The sequence below is a fragment of the Corynebacterium sp. ACRPJ genome (assembly GCF_022347345.1).
GTDB lineage: Bacteria > Actinomycetota > Actinomycetes > Mycobacteriales > Mycobacteriaceae > Corynebacterium > Corynebacterium tuberculostearicum_D.
Map to the genome: position 1 here is coordinate 75375 of NZ_JAKRNC010000001.1, position 18717 is coordinate 94091.

Below are 18717 nucleotides of genomic sequence, written 5' to 3' on the forward strand. Positions count from 1 at the left end.
TCTAGCAGCGCAAGCGCCAAAAAAGACTGCCCCACACCGAAGTGCGGGGCAGTCTGCTCAAAGTGGGTAAATTACTGGGTTACGCGAACCTCAGCCTTGGCGCCTTCCACGGCTTCCATACCCTGCTCATCGGCAATGCGCATGGCCTCTTCAATGAGGGTTTCCACGATCTTGTCTTCCGGCACGGTGCGAACGACCTCGCCCTTAACAAAGATCTGCCCCTTGCCATTGCCGGAAGCAACGCCGAGATCAGCATCGCGGGCCTCGCCTGGGCCGTTGACAACACAACCCATCACGGCAACGCGCAGCGGGAACTCCATGCCGTCCAAGCCGGCGGTAACTTCCTCCGCCAGCTTGTAGACGTCCACCTGGGCGCGGCCGCAGGACGGGCAGGAGACGATCTCCAGCTTGCGCGGGCGCAGGTTGAGCGACTGCAGAATCTGGTCGCCCACCTTGATTTCCTCTACCGGCGGAGCGGACAGGGACACGCGAATGGTATCGCCAATGCCCTCTGCCAGCAGTGCGCCGAAGGCAACCGAAGACTTGATGGTGCCCATGAACTTCGGACCAGCCTCGGTCACGCCAAGGTGCAGCGGGTAATCAGTCTTTTCCGCCAGCTGGCGGTATGCCTCCACCATCAAAACCGGATCGGAGTGCTTAACGGAAATAGCGATATCGCCATAACCGTGCTCCTCAAAGAGGCCAGCCTCCCAAATAGCGGACTCGACGAGTGCCTCCGGGGTGGCCTTGCCGTACTTTTCCAGCAGGCGCTTATCCAAGGAGCCACCATTCACGCCGATGCGGATGGGAATGCCGGCATCGCCTGCTGCCTTAGCAACTTCCTTCACGCGGCCGTCAAACTCGCGGATATTGCCTGGGTTCACGCGGATGGCGGCGCAACCAGCGTCGATGGCCTGGAAGATGTACTTAGGCTGGAAGTGGATATCCGCAATCACCGGGATCGGAGACTTCTTGGCAATGGCCGGAAGTGCCTCCGCGTCGATGGGCTTAGGGCAAGCCACGCGCACGATATCGCAGCCGGAAGCGGTCAGCTGCGCGATCTGCTGCAGTGTGCCGTTAATGTCGTGCGTCTTGGTATTGGTCATTGACTGCACCGAGATGGGCGAGTCAGAGCCGACGCCGACCGGGCCCACCTGCAGCTGACGAGTCTTGCGGCGCGGGTGCAGGACTGGTGGTGGGCCGTCTGGGATTCCTAGACCGATGGGGGTCGACATGAATTCTCCTTGCTGAAGCACAGTAAATACATACGGTGGGTGATTAACGCCCCCACTCTAGCACTGCTTGCTTTATGCCTGAAGTGCACGCAGCGGGGGCTGCGGCGGCTAGCCAAATAGCCGAATGGGGTTAACCACATCGGCGACAATAACGATAGCCCCAACGCCCATTAGCAGCACGGCCATCACATAGGTCACCGGCATCAACTTGGTGTAATCGGCCGGGCCCAGAGCTGGCTTGCCCGCCATTTTGCGGATGCCATCGCGCAGCATTTCATAGATGATGACGGCGATATGTCCGCCGTCAAAAGGTGGCAACGGAATCAGGTTAAAGAGCGCGAGGAAGAAGTTCAGCGTGGCCAGCATCATAAAGAACATCGACCACAGGGAGCGCTCCGCCAATTCGCCGCCCACGCGGGAAGCGCCGACGACGGACATCGGGCCATCGGCCTCGCGTTCGTGGCCGAAGATGGAGGCCACCACACCCGGAATTTTGCCCGGGAATTGCTTCAGCCCGTCGATCGTTGCGCTCAGCGAGTAGGTGCTAAAGCGCCAGGTTGCCGGCAGGGCGTCGACGGCGCCGTGCTTTTCGACGACATCAATTAGCTGATTGCTCAGCCCGATCGAGCCAGCATCCACTAGCTCGCCGTCTTGGTTCAACCGCTTGACCGTATCGAGGTGAACCGGGAAGTCCTTTTCTTCCCCACCGCGCTCCACCGTCAGCGTAATGGTCTCACCGGGGCGCTGCATTACCTCATCGCGCAGCTGGGTAAAAGAATCCAGCTTCTGGCCATCGAGGGCCACGACGATATCGCCCTCCTGCACGCCGGCCTTTCCAGCGGGGCCTTCACCCGTACACTTTTCCAATTCTTGGTTCGGCTTCTGGTTGGCCGAGCAGGTCACCTCCCCCACGCGCGGGCGCACGTCAGCATCCGGGTTGGGTAGACCGGCCGTCATCGCCACAAAGTAAAGGATGACAAAGCCCAAAATCAGGTTGACACCGATGCCGCCGGCCATCACGATTATGCGCTGCCACCACGGCTTTTTATACATCGCATGGGGCTCTTCTTCCTCGGTGAGGAATTCGTCCTGGGCCGTCATGCCAGCGATATCGCAAAACCCGCCTACCGGGAAGGCCGCAAGCCCATATTCCGTGTGGCCCTTCCGGAAGGAAAATAAGCGCGGCCCAAAGCCAATAAAATAACGGCGCACGCGCATGCCAAAGGCACGCGCGGTGAGCATATGGCCTGCTTCGTGCAACGCTACGGTGAGCCCGATGCCAAGGGCGAAAAACACAATGCCCAGCAAGTTTGCCATGGTGTGAAAGCTTTCTAGTCAGCCAGCGAATCAATCAGCGCATTCGCGCGCCTGCGCGCCTCGCCTTCTACCGCGAGGATTTCATCGAGGCTAGAGACTACACCAGTAAACTCGGATGCGGAATCAAGGATCGTGCCCACGACGTCCACGATCTCCGGGAAATGGATGCGCCCGGACAAGAACGCGGCCGCTGCTTCCTCATTGGCGGCGTTGTAGATGACCCCTGTTCCCTCGGCCGCGGCCCGGCGGGCGAGGTTGACGGCGGGAAAGGCGGCATCGTCAAGCGGCTCAAAACGCCAATCGTGTGCCTGCGCAAAATCCAAGGACGGCTGGGCTCCTGGGACGCGGTGCGGCCAATTCAACGCCAACGAAATAGGCAGCTTCATTGATGGCGGTGAGACCTGGGCGATGGTGCAGCCATCCTTGAAGGTGGCCATGGAGTGAATGATGGACTGCGGGTGCACGGTGACGTCGATGCGCTCAGGTGCGATGTCAAAGAGCAGGGTGGCTTCAATCAGCTCTAGGCCCTTGTTAATGAGGGTGGCGGAGTTGAGGGTATTCATCTGCCCCATCGACCACGTAGGGTGCTGCGCTGCCTGCTCAGGGGTCACGTCCCACATTTCTTCGCGCGACCAACCGCGGAAGGGGCCGCCTGAGGCGGTAAGGACGAGCTTATCCAGCTCCCCTTCCTCGCCGGCACGCAGGCACTGCGCCATGGCGGAATGTTCCGAGTCCACAGGGATAATCTGGCCAGGGCGCGCCTTTTGCGTAACCAGCGTGCCGCCCGCGACGAGGGATTCCTTATTGGCTAAGGCTAAATACTCGCCCATCTCCAGGGTGGCCACGGTGGCCTTGAGCCCCAAAGAACCCACCAAGGCATTGAGTACCGTATCGGCCGGGGCCGAGCGCACTAGGTGCTCTGCAGCGTCGGCGCCACTCAAAACCGAACCGCCTAGAGCGGCCGACACCTCGGCCGCGGCCTCCTCGTTGGCCACGGCAACGTGGTCAAACGAAAGGTTGAGGCTACGGGCTTGTTCGATGATGAGCTGCGGGTTGGAGCCACCCGCAGCGATTCCCACGACGTCGAATTTATCGGGATTATCCGCAATGACTTCCAGAGCCTGCGTGCCGATTGAACCGGTGGAACCAAGAATGAGTATTCGCTGAGTAGTCACGCCTCCACCCTAGCGCCCACCACCATTGCGCGGGCGCGGCAGGTACGCCGCACTGCGACGGGGGTGTTTAATCGCCATCTCAGGTGCGATGTTTTAGAATGTGTAGCAGACAAATGGCATTGGTGTGCCCGCATGCCCATCGCACAGACGGACACACGCAGAAGCGAAGGAGAGCAAGTGTCTTCCCACAAGCCGGTACCGCAGGTATTTGACGGTGTATCTACTGAGGACGTTCCATCCGCAGGATTCGGTTGGTCCCGCATCAGCCGCTCTGGCGTACAGATCGCCGGTTGGATCTCTGTCCTGTTCCTGCTTGCCTACAACTTTGGTAACCACAAGGGCCACGTTGAGACCATCTGGCTCATTGCCTTGGCTATCTTGCTCGCTGTTGGCCTGCTCATCCACGCTTTCCAGCCTAAGTTGCACCAGGTGCGCACCGTGACCGCCCGCAACCAGCCGGTGGGCCACCAGGAGCCGGACTGGGTCTACGACCAGAAGACCAACACCGGCGCATACGCTGAGCTGACCGATTCCCAGCTGCGCGCGCTCAACATTGAGCCTTCCCGCGTTTCTCACCTGCGCGTTGAGCCAGGCACCAACAACGCCACCCCGGTTACCTCCGGCAAGCACACGCTCTAAGCTTTAGTACGCTTTAGCTACCGCCGCCCTTCCGCGCGAAGGCCGGCGGTTTCTTTTATGCCTCCGCTTGGCGCTTGACGACGCCCCGTACTTGCCGACTCATTCTGTCGTTTAGGCCCCGCTCCCAGCCCCACGGACCCACCCCCGGAGAGCCGCGATGGAGCCACAGTCGCGGGGACCAGAGGGTTAAGACACCCAGTGCCCCACCTTGGCGTAAATCTCAGGCAGGGAGTTGTCCACGCGTTTGCCGCTTACCCGGAGGGCAACGATATAACACGCAACTGGAACCGCAATGACGAGGATGAAACCCAGCGCAACCAGTACCATATTCGAGCCGTAGCCGATGGCCATTGGAATGACGCCAGGGATAATCGGCGTCCAACCAATAAACAAATTCAAAATGGCGCTTAAGAAGGCACTGGCCGAGTAGCCGGATTTATCTGCCCACATACTGCCACCGGGCCGCGCGGTGGCAAAGGGATTAAAGGTGGATAGCAGCAATGACAATCCTGCAGAAGAAATGAAAATTCCCAGTGCGACCACCATCAAGCACCCGGTGAGCGCTTTGTCGGCGCTCACCGCGAAAAGCACCGCCGCCGAGAGGACGAAAGTTATGGCTGTGGGCGCCAAGTGCGCCCAGTGCCGCGCGTAGAGAAACGTGCGCGGACGAACTGGTGCGGCCATCTTTACCCACAGGCTTGGACCGTCATAGCCAAAATCATTTGTGGCTACAATTCCGCCGAAGAGTCCCAGAAATAGCACTCCTATAGACGGCATGACGGAATCAGTAGTAAAGCCTTGAATGATAAAGACGATTGCCAGAATCGGCTGCATGATGATGGTTCCGATAAGGCGGGAGTCACGGAAGATGTAGCGCAACGAGCGCGTAAATTCCATCGCAGCTGGTCCGCGATAGGAAAAGGAGCCCAAGGAAAAGCGGTTAATCCCTTTCGCCTTTTCGCGGCGTTGGTGCTTCGGAGACAAGAGTGCGCGGCGCTCGAATTGCAGGCGCAGCAACCGGTGCCACGCCCAGATGGCTGCGCCCAGCGACGCCGCGGCGATGAGAAACTGCAAGAAGGCTACTACTGGTTCGCCTTGGGCGAGCGCGAGCGCCCAGCCCACAGGTGCACCTACAGGCGTCCAAGCCAGACCCTCGCCCACAGTTCCCAATGGGAAGTCCGAGCCCGCGAGGGACGCAAGCCGATTCGAACCAAAGATGAGCAAGAACACCGCCAGCGCACCCAAAACTTTGAGGGTGGTCGAGCTTAGCTCCGCGACAGTAACCCCGACATAGACCGCGAGGTCCACTAAAACCAGCGTCAGTACTAGGGCAAAGAGCATGCCCAGGCAGAAGGGCACGATGAACAATGCCTTGCCATTGGCCGCCAAGATCACACTTCCCGCCACCGCATAAGCGATGGAGAGCAAGACTGATACTGGAGCGCGCAGATTGAGCACTGAGGCAATAGCAAGCGCCGGTGTGATGTCTTTTAACCGCACCGGCAACGCGGAAAGCTCACGGGCAGAAAGCTGATTCTCCCCGCTGGGCATGATGAGGGTAATAACGATAAAGGCCAGCGTGCCTACAGCAGGTGCCACGGCCAGCGCTTGCATTTTTCCAGTTCCGATGGAGATATCTGCCGCAGCAAGAGCTCCTAGCGACGCAAGGCCGATGAGACCATAGAGCAAGAGGCAGATAGGGATCATGACCGCCGCGGCATTCGCCTTGAGATTGCGCGCCCACAGTGTGCGGTGCAGCTTGAGGAGCGTCGAAGTCATTGCGCCTACGCCTCCCCTTCCCCGCGCTGCGGCTCGCCGCCTTCACGACGCAGCCAGTCGAAAGAGCCCGCATCAAAATCACTCCCACCGGCAAAGTGGATGAAGGCATCCGTCAGGCTACCGCCTTGGCGCACCTCTTCGACGTGGCCAGCAGATAGCACCTGTCCTCCCGCGATAATGGCTACATGATCACACAAGCCCTCCACCAGTTGCATAACGTGTGAAGACAGGATTACGGTGCCACCGCGGGCGGCATAGGCGCGCAAGAGCTCCTGAATGAGCTGGCCGGAGACTGGGTCCACCGCTTCCAAAGGCTCGTCGAGGATCACTACCTCTGGGTTATGCAGGAGCGCACCTGCCAAAAGGATCTTCTTAGTCATGCCGGCGGAATAGTCCGCGATGGGTTTATCGGCGGCGTCGGCAAGCTGCAGGGCATCCAGCAGCTGTGCGCTGCGGCGCTCCACCTCGGCTTGGTTCATGCTGCGCAAAGCGCCGAGATAAAACAGGTACTCCGGGCCAGACAAGCGGTCAAAGACGGGAGCACCATCAATGAGCAGGCCCATCGCCGCCTTAGCCGCAATCGGTTCCTGCCACGTATTGTGCCCAGCGATGAACGCCTCACCGCTATCGGGGCGCATCAGACCACACGCCATGGTCAGCATGGTGGTCTTGCCAGCGCCATTAGGGCCGACGATGCCATAAATAGAGCCCCGCGGAATGTCAAGGCTCAAATTCGACACCGCGGGGCGTCCAGCGAAAGATTTATTCAGACCGCGCACGGCAAAGGCCTGCGCGGTGGGGTCATCTGCAAGCGGTGGATAATTCGGAATAATCATATCCGCCAATGTTATCAGTTAGGCGGACTTATCTTCCCGTTCATCCGCTGCGAGCTGACCACACGCTGCCGCAATCTCATCGCCCTTGGTATCGCGCACCGTGCAAGGAACGCCTTGGGCCTGTACGCGGCGCACGAACTCGTCCTGGCGGTCCTGCGGGGCCGCATCCCACTCCGAGCCCGGCGTGGGGTTCAGCGGAATGACATTGACGTGAACCTTGGAGCCCAGCTTCTGATGCAGCTTGCGGCCCAGCATATCCGCGCGGAAATCCTGGTCATTTTTATCACGAATCAGGGCATACTCGATGGACACGCGGCGAGCAGACTTATCCGCGTAATAGCGCGCAGCATCGAGCACCTCATCGACGGACCAACGGTTATTGACTGGCACGAGACCATCGCGCAGCTCATCATCCGGAGTGTGCAAGGAAACGGCGAGCGTGCAGGCCAAATCTTCGTCCGCCAGCTTACGGATTGCCGGTGCCAAGCCCACGGTAGACACGGTCACGTTGCGCTGGGAAAGACCAAAGCCGGCACCATCCTGGCCGGTAATCTGTCGCACGGCCTGCACCACGCGCTTGTAGTTGGCCAGTGGCTCACCCATGCCCATGAAGACCACGTTGGACAGGCGGCCACCTTCTGCTGCCATCGCGGCTGCAGCATGGCGGAACTGCTCAACGATCTCGCCCGTAGACAAGTTGCGGTCCAGACCGCCCTGGCCGGTAGCACAGAACGGGCAGGCCATACCGCAGCCGGCCTGGGAAGAAATACACAACGTGGCGCGTCCTGGGTAGCGCATCAGAACCGACTCCAGCAGCGTGCCATCATGCAAACGCCACAGGGACTTAGTGGTCTCGCCGTCATCCGTGGAAGTAGTCCGGATAGGCTGCATGAGCTCAGGGAAGAAAGCTTCCTTGACTGCTTCGCGCTTGTCGGCGGGGATATCGGTCATATCCTCCACATTGTCGGTATAGTGCTCGTAATAGTGCTTAGCCAGCTGCTTTGCACGGAATTTAGGCAGGCCAATTTCTGCGAGCTTGTCAATGCGCTCGGTTTCAGTCAGGTCCGCGAAGTGCTTAGGGGGAAGTCCGCGGCGCGGGGCGGAGAAGTTAAGTTTCACTGGTTGAGCCATAATGTTGCCCATCTTTCCACGGTCTGCGTGGGTTTTTCCAATTGAAAGCCATGCCAAGTGGCATAATCGACAGGTTTAAAGAAATAATGGATGCATGACAAATCCGAATTACCCCGCAGATGACTTTTCTTCTTCCGACGCAGACCTCTCCTCGACGGAGCTGAACACTTCTGCACCGGAGACCGATTCTAGCCTAGAGCCGACGGTCTCTGACTCTACTTCTCACTCCACCCAGCCTTCCGGCAAAGCAAAGGGATCTTTCGCAGCCAGCACATGGATCGCACTCATCGTAGGTTTCCTGCTGCTGATTGTCCTTATTGTTTTCATCATGCAAAACCAGCACGAGGTTCCCATGAACTTCCTAGGCTGGTCCGGTGAGTTCCCTGCCGGAATTGCTTTCCTCATCTTCGCCATTGGCGGAGCGCTCATCATGGCGCTAGTCGGTGGCTGGCGCATGTTTGAGTTGCGCCGCCAGCTTCGCAAGCAGGCTAAGCAGGTATAAGTCTCAAAAAGCCGCCTCTCCCCCTGTCCTGCATTCTTAGGACGGACTATTGGGGAGAGGCGGCTTTCGCGTACCCGCTGCTCCTATGGTGTAAACGTTGCCAGGAAGCTAATGGCCACCCAGGTAACCATGGCGGAAGGCAGCATGCCATCCAGACGGTCCATCAGTCCGCCATGACCTGGCAGCAAGGCCGACATATCCTTGATTCCGAGCTCACGCTTGAACTGTGATTCCACCAAGTCGCCCAAGGTGGCGCAAATGACAAGGCCAAGCCCCATCAGGCCACCCACCCAGGCATCGTGATGGAGCAGGAACTTCACGCTAAGCGCTCCGGTGACCACGCCAAAGAGGATGGACCCGGCAAAGCCCTCCCACGATTTCTTGGGGCTTACTGCAGGGGCCATGGGATGCGAGCCAAACATCACGCCAGCGATATAGCCACCAGTATCGGAAGCCACCACACACAACATGAAGACGACGATGGAAGCGGCACCACTGGCAAACGGGGTCGATACCAGCGACAGCATTGCTGCGAAGGTGGCAAAAAGCGGAATCCATGTCAGCACAAAAATGCCGACGGACATATCCCGCAGGTAGTTAATTGGCGGGCGATGGCGACCATTATGGAAGAGACGACCAAACATGAGCGCCAGCACAGCGGTGACATAGACCGCGACAAGGCCGGGCGCGCCCAGTGGCCACGAGACCCACACCATGGCTTGGCCCAAAATAATCAGCAGCGTGCGCGGAATATAATAGGAATGCTCTCGCAGGCGGCTAAGTACCTCCCACATGGCAACGCCAACTGCAAGGGCCACGACCGCGTACCACGCGAGCGGGCCGGCCCATACGGCGAGCACGACAAGTGCGCCAAGGCCTACGCCAACGCCGATAGCGGCCGGCAAATCGCGGCCTGCACCATTCTTCGGCTGAGGCAATCGGCGGTTAATGGCGTCACTCACCGTGACCGGCTCCTTTCGCTGCTTCTTTCGCGCCCCTCGCTAACTTTCACTGGTCGACCTCCCCTTACTCCAGACTTCGGATCTGTAGGCCGCGGAACAGAAAAAGCGCCGCCGGCCGGGGACGGGCACGGCGGCAATGATGGGAGGTCTTAGACCTCCATCAGCTCGTTTTCCTTATTTTCTACCAGCTTGTCCACCTGCTCGATGTAGCCGGAAGTAATCTTTTCCATTTCCTTTTCCGCAGCGATGACCTCATCCTCGCCGGCGTCGCCGTCCTTCTGCAGCTTCTTCAACTGCTCCATGGCCTTGCGGCGAATATTACGGATAGCAATCTTGCCGTCCTCGCCCTTGCTCTTGGCCAGCTTCACCATTTCCTTACGACGCTCCTCCGTGAGCTGCGGAACGGTCACGCGCAGAACCTGACCATCGTTGGTGGGATTCACGCCCAAATCCGAGTTGCGGATGGAGTTTTCAATCTCATGAATCATGGACTGCTCATAAGGCTTGATGAGCAGCATGCGCGGCTCCGGTACGGAAATGGTAGCCATCTGGGTAATCGGAGTAGGTACACCGTAGTATTCGGCTACCAAGCCGTTGAACATGGTGGGGTTCGCGCGGCCGGTACGAATGGTCACCAGCTGCTCGCGGGTGTGCTCGACGGAAGCGGTCATGTGCTCTTCTGCTTCGAGCTGAATCTCATCGATCATGAGGTTAAATCATCCTTAAACGAATAGGGGTGGCTGTATAAAAAGGTAGCAGGTTCGCAGCCCTTACAGTATTAGGACTGCACCAGCGTGCCGATAACTTCGCCTCCTGCGGCGCGGGCGATATTGCCCTCCTCCAGCAGGTTAAAGACCAAAATTGGCATATCATTGTCCATGCACAGGCTAAAGGCCGTGGCATCCGCAACCTTGAGGCCCTTTTCAATAACTTCACGCGGAGTGATTTCAGAGTACAGTTCCGCATCCGGGTTGGTGCGCGGGTCATCAGAGTAGACGCCGTCGACCGCCTTGGCCAAGAAAAGAACCTCAGCGCCAATTTCCAGGGCTCGCTGCGCGGCAGTGGTATCCGTGGAGAAGTACGGCATGCCCATGCCGGCGCCAAAGATAACCACGCGACCCTTTTCCAGGTGGCGGTCAGCGCGCAGCGGCAGGTACGGCTCGGCAATCTGCGCCATGTTGATGGAGGTCTGCACGCGGCAGTCGACGCCCTGCTGCTTGAGGAAGTCCTGCAATGCAAGGGAATTCATTACCGTGCCCAGCATGCCCATGTAGTCCGAGCGAGCACGGTCCATGCCGCGCTGGGAAAGCTCCGCGCCGCGGAAGAAGTTTCCGCCGCCGATAACCACTGCAATTTCGATTCCCTGGCGGGAGACCTCGGCGATTTGGCGGGCTACGTTTTCAACCACGTCTGGGTCGATACCGACCTTGCCGCCGCCGAACATCTCACCGCCCAGCTTCAGCATTACTCGCTTGTATCCGGTTCGCTTAATATCTGCAGCAGTCACGCCTACTTCGTCTCCTTAACGCGGGGCAGTTTCAATCTCCGCCCTATCTTACCCATATATCTTTCGCATCCTCACACCGCCCGCCGGTGCAGGCCAGTAGGCAATTGCGACGTGCCGGTCCCTTTCCTGCGGATTGTCCATCCGCACGAGTCGGCACGGTGAGCGCACAACAAAGCCCACGAAGGATAGTCCTTCGTGGGCTAGTTGTTAAAGCGCGGTGGGCTTAAGCGCCAACCTCGTAGCGAACGAAGCCGGTGATGGTGGTGCCAGCTTCTTCAGCAACCTGCTTTACGGTCTTCTTGTTATCAGAAAGGGAAGCCTGCTCAAGCAGAACGATGGACTTGAAGAAGCCGTTCAGGCGGCCTTCCACGATCTTCGGCAGGGCTGCCTCTGGCTTGCCCTCCTCACGAGTGGTGGCCTCAGCGATCTCGCGCTCCTTCTCGACGATCTCTGCAGGAACGTCCTCGCGGGTGAGGTACTCAGCGTTCATTGCAGCAATCTGCAGGGCTGCGGCGTGAGCGCCTTCCTCGCTGCCCTCGTAGGAAACCAGGACGCCCACTGCCGGCGGCAGGTCAGCGGAACGCTGGTGCAGGTAAACGGCAACGTTGTCGCCCTCTACGGTAACTGCACGGCGTGCCTGCAGCTTCTCACCGGTCTTTGCGGACTCTTCGTCCACGACCTCGGAGACCTTCTTGCCGTCGATCTCAATGTTGTTGAGCTCGTCAGCGGAGTTTGCCTTGGCCTCAGCAGCAGCGTCAGCAATCTTGGCTGCGAAGGTCTTGAAAGCCTCGTTCTTAGCAACGAAGTCGGTCTCACAGTTGATCTCGACCATGGTGTTGCCGGAAACGGCGATGAGACCCTCGGTAGCCTCACGGTCAGCGCGCTTGGAGACGTTCTTAGCGCCCTTGATGCGCAGGTACTCAACGGCCTTATCGTAGTCGCCGTTGGACTCTTCCAGAGCCTTCTTGCAATCGAGCATGCCGGAGCCGGTAGCTTCGCGCAGTGCCTTGACGTCTGCAGCAGTGTAGTTCGCCATAGTTGGGGCGATCCTCCTTGAAAATCAAACAGTGTTCGTTCAAACAGCGTAGTCGACGCGGTGAAATCGCGCCGCTTTAGGGTGGCAGAAACCACCCCTTTCCCACCTATGCATGAAAGTGGAGCTGGTTTCAGCAGCCCCCAGCATAGATAAAACCAACCCCCGCCGCCGTTAAAGCACGGTGGCGGGGGTTGGTAAACAGCCTTGGGCAGGAATTACTCCCTTGCTGCCCCACACCAAAAGTGCGTGGGGTATTCAGTTAAACGCAGGTAAGGAAGATTCCTAGCGAGAAGTTAAGACTACTTCTCGGCCTTGTCTGCGGATGCTTCCTCAGACTTTTCCGCAGAAGCTGGGTCGGAAGCTGCGGCAGCTGCCTCAGCGTCACGCTTTTCCTTCTCAGCGGAGTCGCCGGCAGCTTCCTTAGCTGCAGCCAGCTGACGCTCTTCACGAGCCTTCTTGCCTTCCTCAACAGCGGAGGCAACGATGCCGGAGAGCAGCTTGGTGGAGCGGATGGCGTCGTCGTTGCCCGGGATCGGGAAGTCAACGTCGTCCGGGTCGCAGTTGGTGTCCAGGATGGCAACAACCGGGATGTTCAGCTTGTGAGCTTCCTTGACCGCGATGTGCTCCTTGTTGGTATCAACAATCCACAGTGCGGACGGGGTCTTGGCCATATCGGAGATGCCACCCAGAACGCGCTCAAGCTTGGCGCGCTCACGGTTGAGCATGAGAACTTCCTTCTTGGTGCGGCCCTTGTAGCCGTCCTCACGCTCATCCATTGCCTGAAGCTCCTTCATGCGCTTCAGACGCTTGGAAACGGTCTGGAAGTTGGTGAGCATGCCGCCCAACCAGCGGTGGTTGACGTAAGGCATACCGACGCGGGTTGCTTCCTCAGCAACTGCTTCCTGAGCCTGCTTCTTGGTACCAACGAACAGGATGGTGCCGCCGTGTGCAACGGTTTCCTTGACGAACTCGTAAGCCTCGTCAATGTAGGTCAGCGTCTGCTGCAGGTCGATGATGTAGATGCCGTTACGGTCGGTGAAGATGAAACGACGCATCTTCGGATTCCAGCGACGGGTCTGGTGGCCAAAGTGCACACCAGCGTCGAGGAGCTCGCGCATGGTTACAACTGCCATGATTCGCTCGCTTTCTTTTTATCTTGTCTTTCGGTTTTCCAATTGTGCGGTGTTTTATTCCGCACCCTAGCAACGAAGGCCCCGCTGACACCTTGTTTCCAAGGACCACGTCAACCGTCAGGCTGTCTCTTCCTTCCAGCAGGAAGCGACAACTTCGCCGCGCGTAGTCAATGCCTCCACGAGGTGGACACACTGCTGTCCCAAAGAATAATCCCCTTACGCTGGTTTTTCCAAACCGAAGACAGCTTATCCACAACTTCGTCGCAGCCATTTTGTCTCAATCGTCACAACGGACTCAAACACACCATGTAACCCAAGTTGTCCACAGTTAAAGGAGAACTAACTTCCCAGCCGCTTACCTCCGGCGGACACTGTGCCCATGAATAGGTTTCTTTCCTCCACATTTCCCGCTTGCCGACGCCCCACCTTCCTCCCCACCGCTTTCCTCACCGTTCTTTCGCTTCTTATTCTGTGTTGCCCACCGGCCACGGCCTATGTCGACCCTGCCTCCGGCAAACCTAGCCCTGCGCGGGTGTTGCGTGGATTCGACGCCCCAGAACACAAGTGGAGTCCTGGCCACCGCGGCGTCGACATGGCCCTATCCGTAGGCTCGCCGGTAGTAGCCGCCGAAGACGGCGAAGTCGCCTTTGTGGGTACGGTGGCCGGCAAACCAGTTGTCTCCATTGCCCACGCGGATGGAGTGAGAACGACGTATCAGCCCGTGCACGGCTCCGTAAAGCAGGGCCAAGAAGTCCGCGAGGGCCAAGTGATAGGCCGTTTAGGCAATCCCGTCGATGGCTATCCCGGACTGCACTGGGGCGCACTCATCGCAAAAGATACCTACATCGATCCTTTAACCCTGCTGGATATGCCGGTAATTCGCCTCAAACCGCTTTAGGCTCGGGGATGGGCTTGGTCGTATACGCGCTGCAAGCGCTGCGCGGACACGTGGGTATAGATCTGCGTGGTATTGAGCGAGGAGTGCCCCAGCAGTTCTTGCACTACGCGCAAATCTGCCCCACCTTCCAATAGGTGGGTTGCGGCAGAGTGGCGCACCCCGTGCGGGGTAAGCCCCTGTGTACCAGTGACTTTGGCGGCCTTTTCTACAATGCGGCGCACCTGGCGTTGATCGATGCGCCCTCCCCTGCTGCCAACAAAAACCGCTTCATTATCGGCCGCAGCGATTTCTCCACGGCCTTTGTCAATCCACTGCTTTAAGGCGTCTTCCGCTGCGTGCCCGAAAGGCACTACACGCTGCTTATTACCCTTACCGGTGACGTGCAAGGTACCACGTTGAAAATCAATATCCCCTAGATCTAGCCGGACCAACTCCGCCACGCGCATACCGGAGGCATAGAGCAACTCCAAGATGGCGCTATCGCGAAGGAAGTGGACTTCATCTGCAGAGACCGCATTGCCCATAAGCTCGCCGGCCTGCTCAGGAGCGAGAACCGTGGGAAGGTGACGCCCCACTTTGGGCGTAACTAGGCGGGCAGCAACGTCTCGCTTCAGGTGCCCTTCGCGCACTGCCCAAGTAGAAAAACCCTTCGCTGCCGCGGTGCGCCGTGCCAGGGTGGAACGCGACTTTCCTTCCGTAACAGCTTCTGCCAACCATTGGCGCAGGCTGTTGAGGTCAAACTCCGCGAAGGTAGGCACACTGCGTGCAAGGTCGCGCAAGTCGGAGCGATACCCGCGCACCGTCGCTTCTGCGCGGCCTTTGACATGTAGTTGGAAATCCGCGAAGTCCTCAATGGCCTCAGCCATCTGCCCCTCAACTTTCGGAGCCTTCGCGGACTTACCATCTTCACTCATGCCACAGCAGTGTACTCGCCATACGCAGGTGTCATTTATTCCGTTTCCCGGCGCGCCCAGGTATTGCCATGCCGGACGACAACGCACATCTTTTCCAGTGCCAGTAGTAAGTGAACTGTCAGCGGTAAACGGAATCCCGCTTCGCGGGCAATGTCTTCTGCCGTTGCTTTCTCCTGCCCTAGCGGTGGCGTCGCGTCAAAGACGCGCAACTCATTGCGGGAGAGGCGTTGGGTCATGGTTGCCGCAAAATTGATTTCGTACTGTGCGCCTAGGTCCACTTCCCCGGCGCGACTTACTAAAGCGCGAATTTCATCGGCACTGGTAACCAACTGTGCTCGGCCTTCTTGAATGCGCTGGTGGCAGCCCAACGAACCGCTAGTAGTTATTGGTCCCGGCACCGCCATCGCAACGCGCCCAAGCGCCTCTGCCCAGTTAAGGGTGTTTAATGCACCAGATCGAAACGCGGCCTCCATAACTACTGTGCCGTGGCTCAGCGCTGCCACTAAGCGATTCCGCGTTAGGAACCGGTGGCGCTTCGGCGCGGTTTCCGGCGCGAATTCAGAGATGATGCAACCGTTGTCCGCAATCTTGGCGAATAAGTTGGCATTGCGGGCTGGGTAGTCCCTATCGATGCCACACGCTGCTATGGCTACCGTGCGCCCGTTGTTGTGCAGGGCGGTTTCGTGCGCGACGGTATCCACTCCCAGCGCGCCGCCGGATATTGGAGTCCATTCATGCTGAACCAATCCGGACACGACGTTGTGGGTGGCCTGCCAGCCATAGCGAGAAATGGCACGAGTACCGACGATAGCTACAGCTTGAGCAACCTCTGCCTGCAATGGCGCACCGCGCACCCATAGGCTATGCGGCGGCAATGCTTGGTCATCAAAAGTAGCTGGGGCCTCCCCGCTGTGCTGATAGAAGCCGAATGCAGAGTCAAACTCCTCTGTGGGCCACTCTGGGCTTTCTGCCGTAATGAGCCGAGCCCCGACCCTTTCGGCTGCCGCCATATCTTCGGCTTGCCGCAACCAGTCATAGCGAGAGGCCGTGCGCGCCAAAAGCGGGCCTATCCAGTCAGCACGGTGAAAGATTCCGTGGGCGATTTCCTCAGCTGGGTACTGCGTAAGCAAGGCCTGCAACGCCGCAGAAGGACCTTCCACCACTCGGTTGAGGTATACCCAGGTGGCATAAGGAGTAGAGAGGTCAAGTTCGCTCATGCTGCGAGCCTCCCTACATTAATTGAGCCGCGTAGATCGAGCGCGCGCCCCACTTCGTCCAGATCCGGCTGCGCCTTTCCTGCTAGATCCGCCAGGGTCCAGGAGAGCTTCAATACGCGGTCCACTCCGCGCTGGGATATTTCGCCATCTGCCAAATAAGCGGACAGCATGACCATCGCGGCTTCGGCGGCCGGTCTCTTTCGGCGCAAATAGGACGAAGGGACTTCGCCATTGGTTCGCGCGGTGATGCCATCCGCCCACCAGCGCGCGGCGGCGCGTTCACGGGCCGCGGCGACGCGCTCGGCGATAACTGCGGATTCCTCTTCTCCCTCCGCGTTAATCGTTGCCGCCTGACCCGTTAGCGTGACCACCATATCCAGACGGTCTCGTAGCGGACCGGAGAGGTTGGATAGATAGTTCATGCGCTCGTGCGGATTGCACCTGCACTTGGACGGGTCTTCGGCCGCACACCTACACGGGTTTGCCGCCATGACCAATTGGAAGCGAGCAGGATAAGTTACCTCGCGGCGCGAGCGCGCCAACCGCACGTGTCCTTCCTCCAGCGGGGCACGCAAACCATCGAGTACCGGCGCGGCTACCTCACTGGCCTCGTCGAGAAAGAGCACACCATTGTGAGCCAAGCTCACCGCACCAGGGCGCGGATGTCCGGAACCGCCACCAAGTAATGCCGCCCGAGTAACCGAGGCATGCGGGGCGATGAACGGGGCGCGCTCGATAACCTCACCTGGGGTCCCGGTCAGCGAATGAATTGCAGTGGTTTCGACCTGCTGGTCCGGGGTAAGGGTAGGCAGAATGGTGGGCAGACGCGAGGCGATCATGGATTTTCCTGACCCAGGCGGCCCAATCATCATCAGGTGGTGGCCGCCGGCGGCCGCAACCTCGGCAGCCCATTTCGCATTGGATTGACCAGCAATATCGCTAAAGTCGAGGCGCGATGCCGCCGCTGGCGTGGGGTTGAGGGAACCCGAAAAACTTCCAGCTTGCGGCAGCCCACGATTACCGCAGGCCCAGCCGAAAGCCTCCTTCAACGACGAAGCAACCAGTACGTCCATGTCCGGCACCAATGTGGCCTCGGCGGCATTGCCAGGCGGAACAATAAGAGTTGTTATTCCCTGTTCCCGTGCGGCAAGAAGAGCGGGGATAATGCCTGCTACAGACCGAACGGAGCCGTCGAGACCAAGCTCGCCCAGTACCAAGGTGCGCTGGAGACGTTGGGCGGGCGAGGGAGTGCTGCCATAAGACGGAAAGTCGGCCTCCGCCTGTGCCGCGAGGATTGCCAGCGCTATGGGTAGGTCAAAGTGGGACCCGGATTTGGGAAGCGAAGCCGGGGACATGGAAACAACCACTTTGGTCTTGGGCCAGGGCAGATGGGCATTAAAGGCTGCGGTCTTGATTCGGTCCCGGGATTCGGAGATTGCGGTATCCGTCTGGCCTACAACGTGAATTCCCGGCAGTCCGTGACCGACGTTCGCTTCCACGTCAACCAACTGGGCTAGAACTCCGTTGAGGGACATAGTCAAACAATTACCTAGAGCCATCTTCGACCCCCTTGAAGTGTTCCAGCACGAATCCTTTCCCCTGCGCGACCAAGGCAATGACATCGAATCGCACCTCAGACAGTGGCCTTCCGTCGAGCCACTGCGCCGCGGCTTTGCGCAGGCGCGCGAGCTTCTGCGGGGTTACGGCCTCAGCTACCCCGTAGTTGGAATTGGCGCGGGTCTTAACCTCAACAAAGACAATGGTTCCGTTAGGTTCCCGGGCGATGAGGTCGATCTCTCCCACTCGATAAGAGACGTTGGCAGCGATGATTTCCGCCCCGCGCTCGCGCAGATAGCGCGCTGCGAAGGCCTCTCCCCTTTTGCCTAAGACTTGTTTATGGCGAGGCTTCTTCGTGGCCAAGCGGTGTTCTGAATTAAAGTGCATTGTGGTTTCCTTGTGCGTTGGGAAATTCATTGGCCAGCACAGAACACCGCAGCTGGCAGGGCTTACACAAGGGACGCAATAGCAAAAAGGCCCTAGCTGTGGATAACCAGGCTCTGCACCTCTGTTATCCACAGCTAGGGCGCGGCGCCGCGTGCGCCGGCTTGACAAACTTATTCCGGCATCATGAATTCCGGCTTATCCAGCTCCTCGATGTTGACGTCCTTGTAGGTGATAACGCGGACGTAGCGCACAAAGCGCGCAGAGCGGTACATATCCCATACCCAAGCATCAGACATGCGCACCTCGTAGTACACATCGGGCCCAGAGGTATGCGGAATGAGCTCTACCGCATTAGCCAGATAAAAGCGCCGCTCAGTTTCAACGACATAGGAAAACTGGCTGACAACGTCCCGGTACTCGCGGTAGAGGGACAGCTCTACCTCAGCCTCGTAGTTATCGAGTTCCTCTGCACTCACGGTGGACCTCCAGGTT

Annotated in this window: 19 protein-coding genes; 3 read left to right on the forward strand and 16 right to left on the reverse strand. The window is 58.8% G+C overall.

All coding sequences use genetic code 11. The annotated features are described in order from the left end of the window. Positions 1-71 precede the first annotated feature (71 nt). From ispG to dxr, 3 genes are all read right to left on the reverse strand, one after another. Positions 72-1235 (reverse strand): flavodoxin-dependent (E)-4-hydroxy-3-methylbut-2-enyl-diphosphate synthase, encoded by a 1164-nt coding sequence (gene ispG, locus MHY08_RS00365; RefSeq protein ID WP_179386645.1) that lies wholly within the window; start codon positions 1233-1235, stop codon positions 72-74. A 108-nt stretch (positions 1236-1343) separates the two neighbouring features. Next, complete coding sequence (locus tag MHY08_RS00370) at positions 1344-2552, reverse strand: RIP metalloprotease (RefSeq protein ID WP_239234675.1); 1209 nt, start codon at positions 2550-2552, stop codon at positions 1344-1346. Between the two features lie 14 nt (positions 2553-2566). Further along, the gene (gene dxr / locus MHY08_RS00375) at positions 2567-3727 is read right to left on the reverse strand and encodes a 1-deoxy-D-xylulose-5-phosphate reductoisomerase (RefSeq protein WP_239194853.1); all 1161 of its coding nucleotides are present in this window, start codon (positions 3725-3727) and stop codon (positions 2567-2569) included. Between the two features lie 132 nt (positions 3728-3859). Here dxr and MHY08_RS00380 point away from each other — a divergent pair, with 132 nt between their 5' ends. Continuing rightward, positions 3860-4366, forward strand: coding sequence for a DUF2631 domain-containing protein (locus MHY08_RS00380; RefSeq protein ID WP_239194850.1), 507 nt, complete (start codon positions 3860-3862; stop codon positions 4364-4366). A 186-nt stretch (positions 4367-4552) separates the two neighbouring features. Here MHY08_RS00380 and MHY08_RS00385 read toward each other — a convergent pair whose 3' ends face one another. From MHY08_RS00385 to rlmN, 3 genes are read right to left on the reverse strand one after another with little or no spacing between them, the layout of a single operon-like run. Next, entirely contained in the window at positions 4553-6145 is a 1593-nt protein-coding gene (locus tag MHY08_RS00385; RefSeq protein WP_239234678.1) for a hypothetical protein, read from the reverse strand. Positions 6146-6150: 5 nt separating this feature from the next. Next, entirely contained in the window at positions 6151-6981 is an 831-nt protein-coding gene (locus tag MHY08_RS00390) for an ABC transporter ATP-binding protein (RefSeq protein WP_005325217.1), read from the reverse strand. Between the two features lie 18 nt (positions 6982-6999). Further along, complete coding sequence (rlmN, locus tag MHY08_RS00395) at positions 7000-8124, reverse strand: 23S rRNA (adenine(2503)-C(2))-methyltransferase RlmN (protein WP_239234680.1); 1125 nt, start codon at positions 8122-8124, stop codon at positions 7000-7002. Positions 8125-8206: 82 nt separating this feature from the next. On the opposite strand from rlmN, the gene MHY08_RS00400 reads away from it, so the two are divergent. Continuing rightward, the gene (locus MHY08_RS00400) at positions 8207-8614 is read left to right on the forward strand and encodes a lipopolysaccharide assembly LapA domain-containing protein (RefSeq protein WP_239234682.1); all 408 of its coding nucleotides are present in this window, start codon (positions 8207-8209) and stop codon (positions 8612-8614) included. 83 nt (positions 8615-8697) lie between these two features. Here MHY08_RS00400 and MHY08_RS00405 read toward each other — a convergent pair whose 3' ends face one another. From MHY08_RS00405 to rpsB, 5 genes are all read right to left on the reverse strand, one after another. Next, complete coding sequence (locus MHY08_RS00405; RefSeq protein WP_239234684.1) at positions 8698-9576, reverse strand: phosphatidate cytidylyltransferase; 879 nt, start codon at positions 9574-9576, stop codon at positions 8698-8700. Between the two features lie 149 nt (positions 9577-9725). Further along, entirely contained in the window at positions 9726-10283 is a 558-nt protein-coding gene (gene frr, locus MHY08_RS00410; RefSeq protein ID WP_005325221.1) for a ribosome recycling factor, read from the reverse strand. Between the two features lie 71 nt (positions 10284-10354). Beyond that, the gene (gene pyrH / locus MHY08_RS00415; RefSeq protein ID WP_023027755.1) at positions 10355-11041 is read right to left on the reverse strand and encodes a UMP kinase; all 687 of its coding nucleotides are present in this window, start codon (positions 11039-11041) and stop codon (positions 10355-10357) included. A gap of 265 nt (positions 11042-11306) precedes the next feature. Beyond that, positions 11307-12119 carry a translation elongation factor Ts gene (gene tsf, locus MHY08_RS00420; RefSeq protein ID WP_005325225.1) on the reverse strand — a complete coding sequence of 271 codons (813 nt, stop codon included), beginning with the start codon at positions 12117-12119 and terminating at the stop codon, positions 11307-11309. A gap of 299 nt (positions 12120-12418) precedes the next feature. Further along, entirely contained in the window at positions 12419-13252 is an 834-nt protein-coding gene (rpsB, locus tag MHY08_RS00425; RefSeq protein WP_005325233.1) for a 30S ribosomal protein S2, read from the reverse strand. 379 nt (positions 13253-13631) lie between these two features. On the opposite strand from rpsB, the gene MHY08_RS00430 reads away from it, so the two are divergent. Then, positions 13632-14150, forward strand: a complete 519-nt coding sequence (locus MHY08_RS00430; RefSeq protein WP_239234686.1) for a M23 family metallopeptidase — start codon at positions 13632-13634, stop codon at positions 14148-14150. Here MHY08_RS00430 and MHY08_RS00435 read toward each other — a convergent pair. The 5 genes from MHY08_RS00435 to MHY08_RS00455 form a co-directional block, all read right to left on the reverse strand. After that, positions 14147-15064 carry a tyrosine recombinase XerC gene (locus MHY08_RS00435; protein ID WP_239234688.1) on the reverse strand — a complete coding sequence of 306 codons (918 nt, stop codon included), beginning with the start codon at positions 15062-15064 and terminating at the stop codon, positions 14147-14149. The genes MHY08_RS00430 and MHY08_RS00435 overlap by 4 nt on opposite strands. A gap of 35 nt (positions 15065-15099) precedes the next feature. Then, the gene (gene dprA / locus MHY08_RS00440) at positions 15100-16281 is read right to left on the reverse strand and encodes a DNA-processing protein DprA (protein WP_239234690.1); all 1182 of its coding nucleotides are present in this window, start codon (positions 16279-16281) and stop codon (positions 15100-15102) included. Then, positions 16278-17840: a YifB family Mg chelatase-like AAA ATPase gene (locus MHY08_RS00445; RefSeq protein WP_239193098.1), complete on the reverse strand. Its 1563-nt coding sequence runs from the start codon at positions 17838-17840 to the stop codon at positions 16278-16280. The genes dprA and MHY08_RS00445 overlap by 4 nt, the downstream gene beginning before the upstream one ends. Next, a complete protein-coding gene (locus MHY08_RS00450; RefSeq protein WP_239234692.1) occupies positions 17827-18225 on the reverse strand; it encodes a YraN family protein in 399 nt (132 codons plus the stop codon). The genes MHY08_RS00445 and MHY08_RS00450 overlap by 14 nt, the downstream gene beginning before the upstream one ends. A gap of 170 nt (positions 18226-18395) precedes the next feature. Next, complete coding sequence (locus tag MHY08_RS00455) at positions 18396-18701, reverse strand: DUF2469 domain-containing protein (RefSeq protein WP_005325239.1); 306 nt, start codon at positions 18699-18701, stop codon at positions 18396-18398. Positions 18702-18717 lie beyond the last annotated feature (16 nt).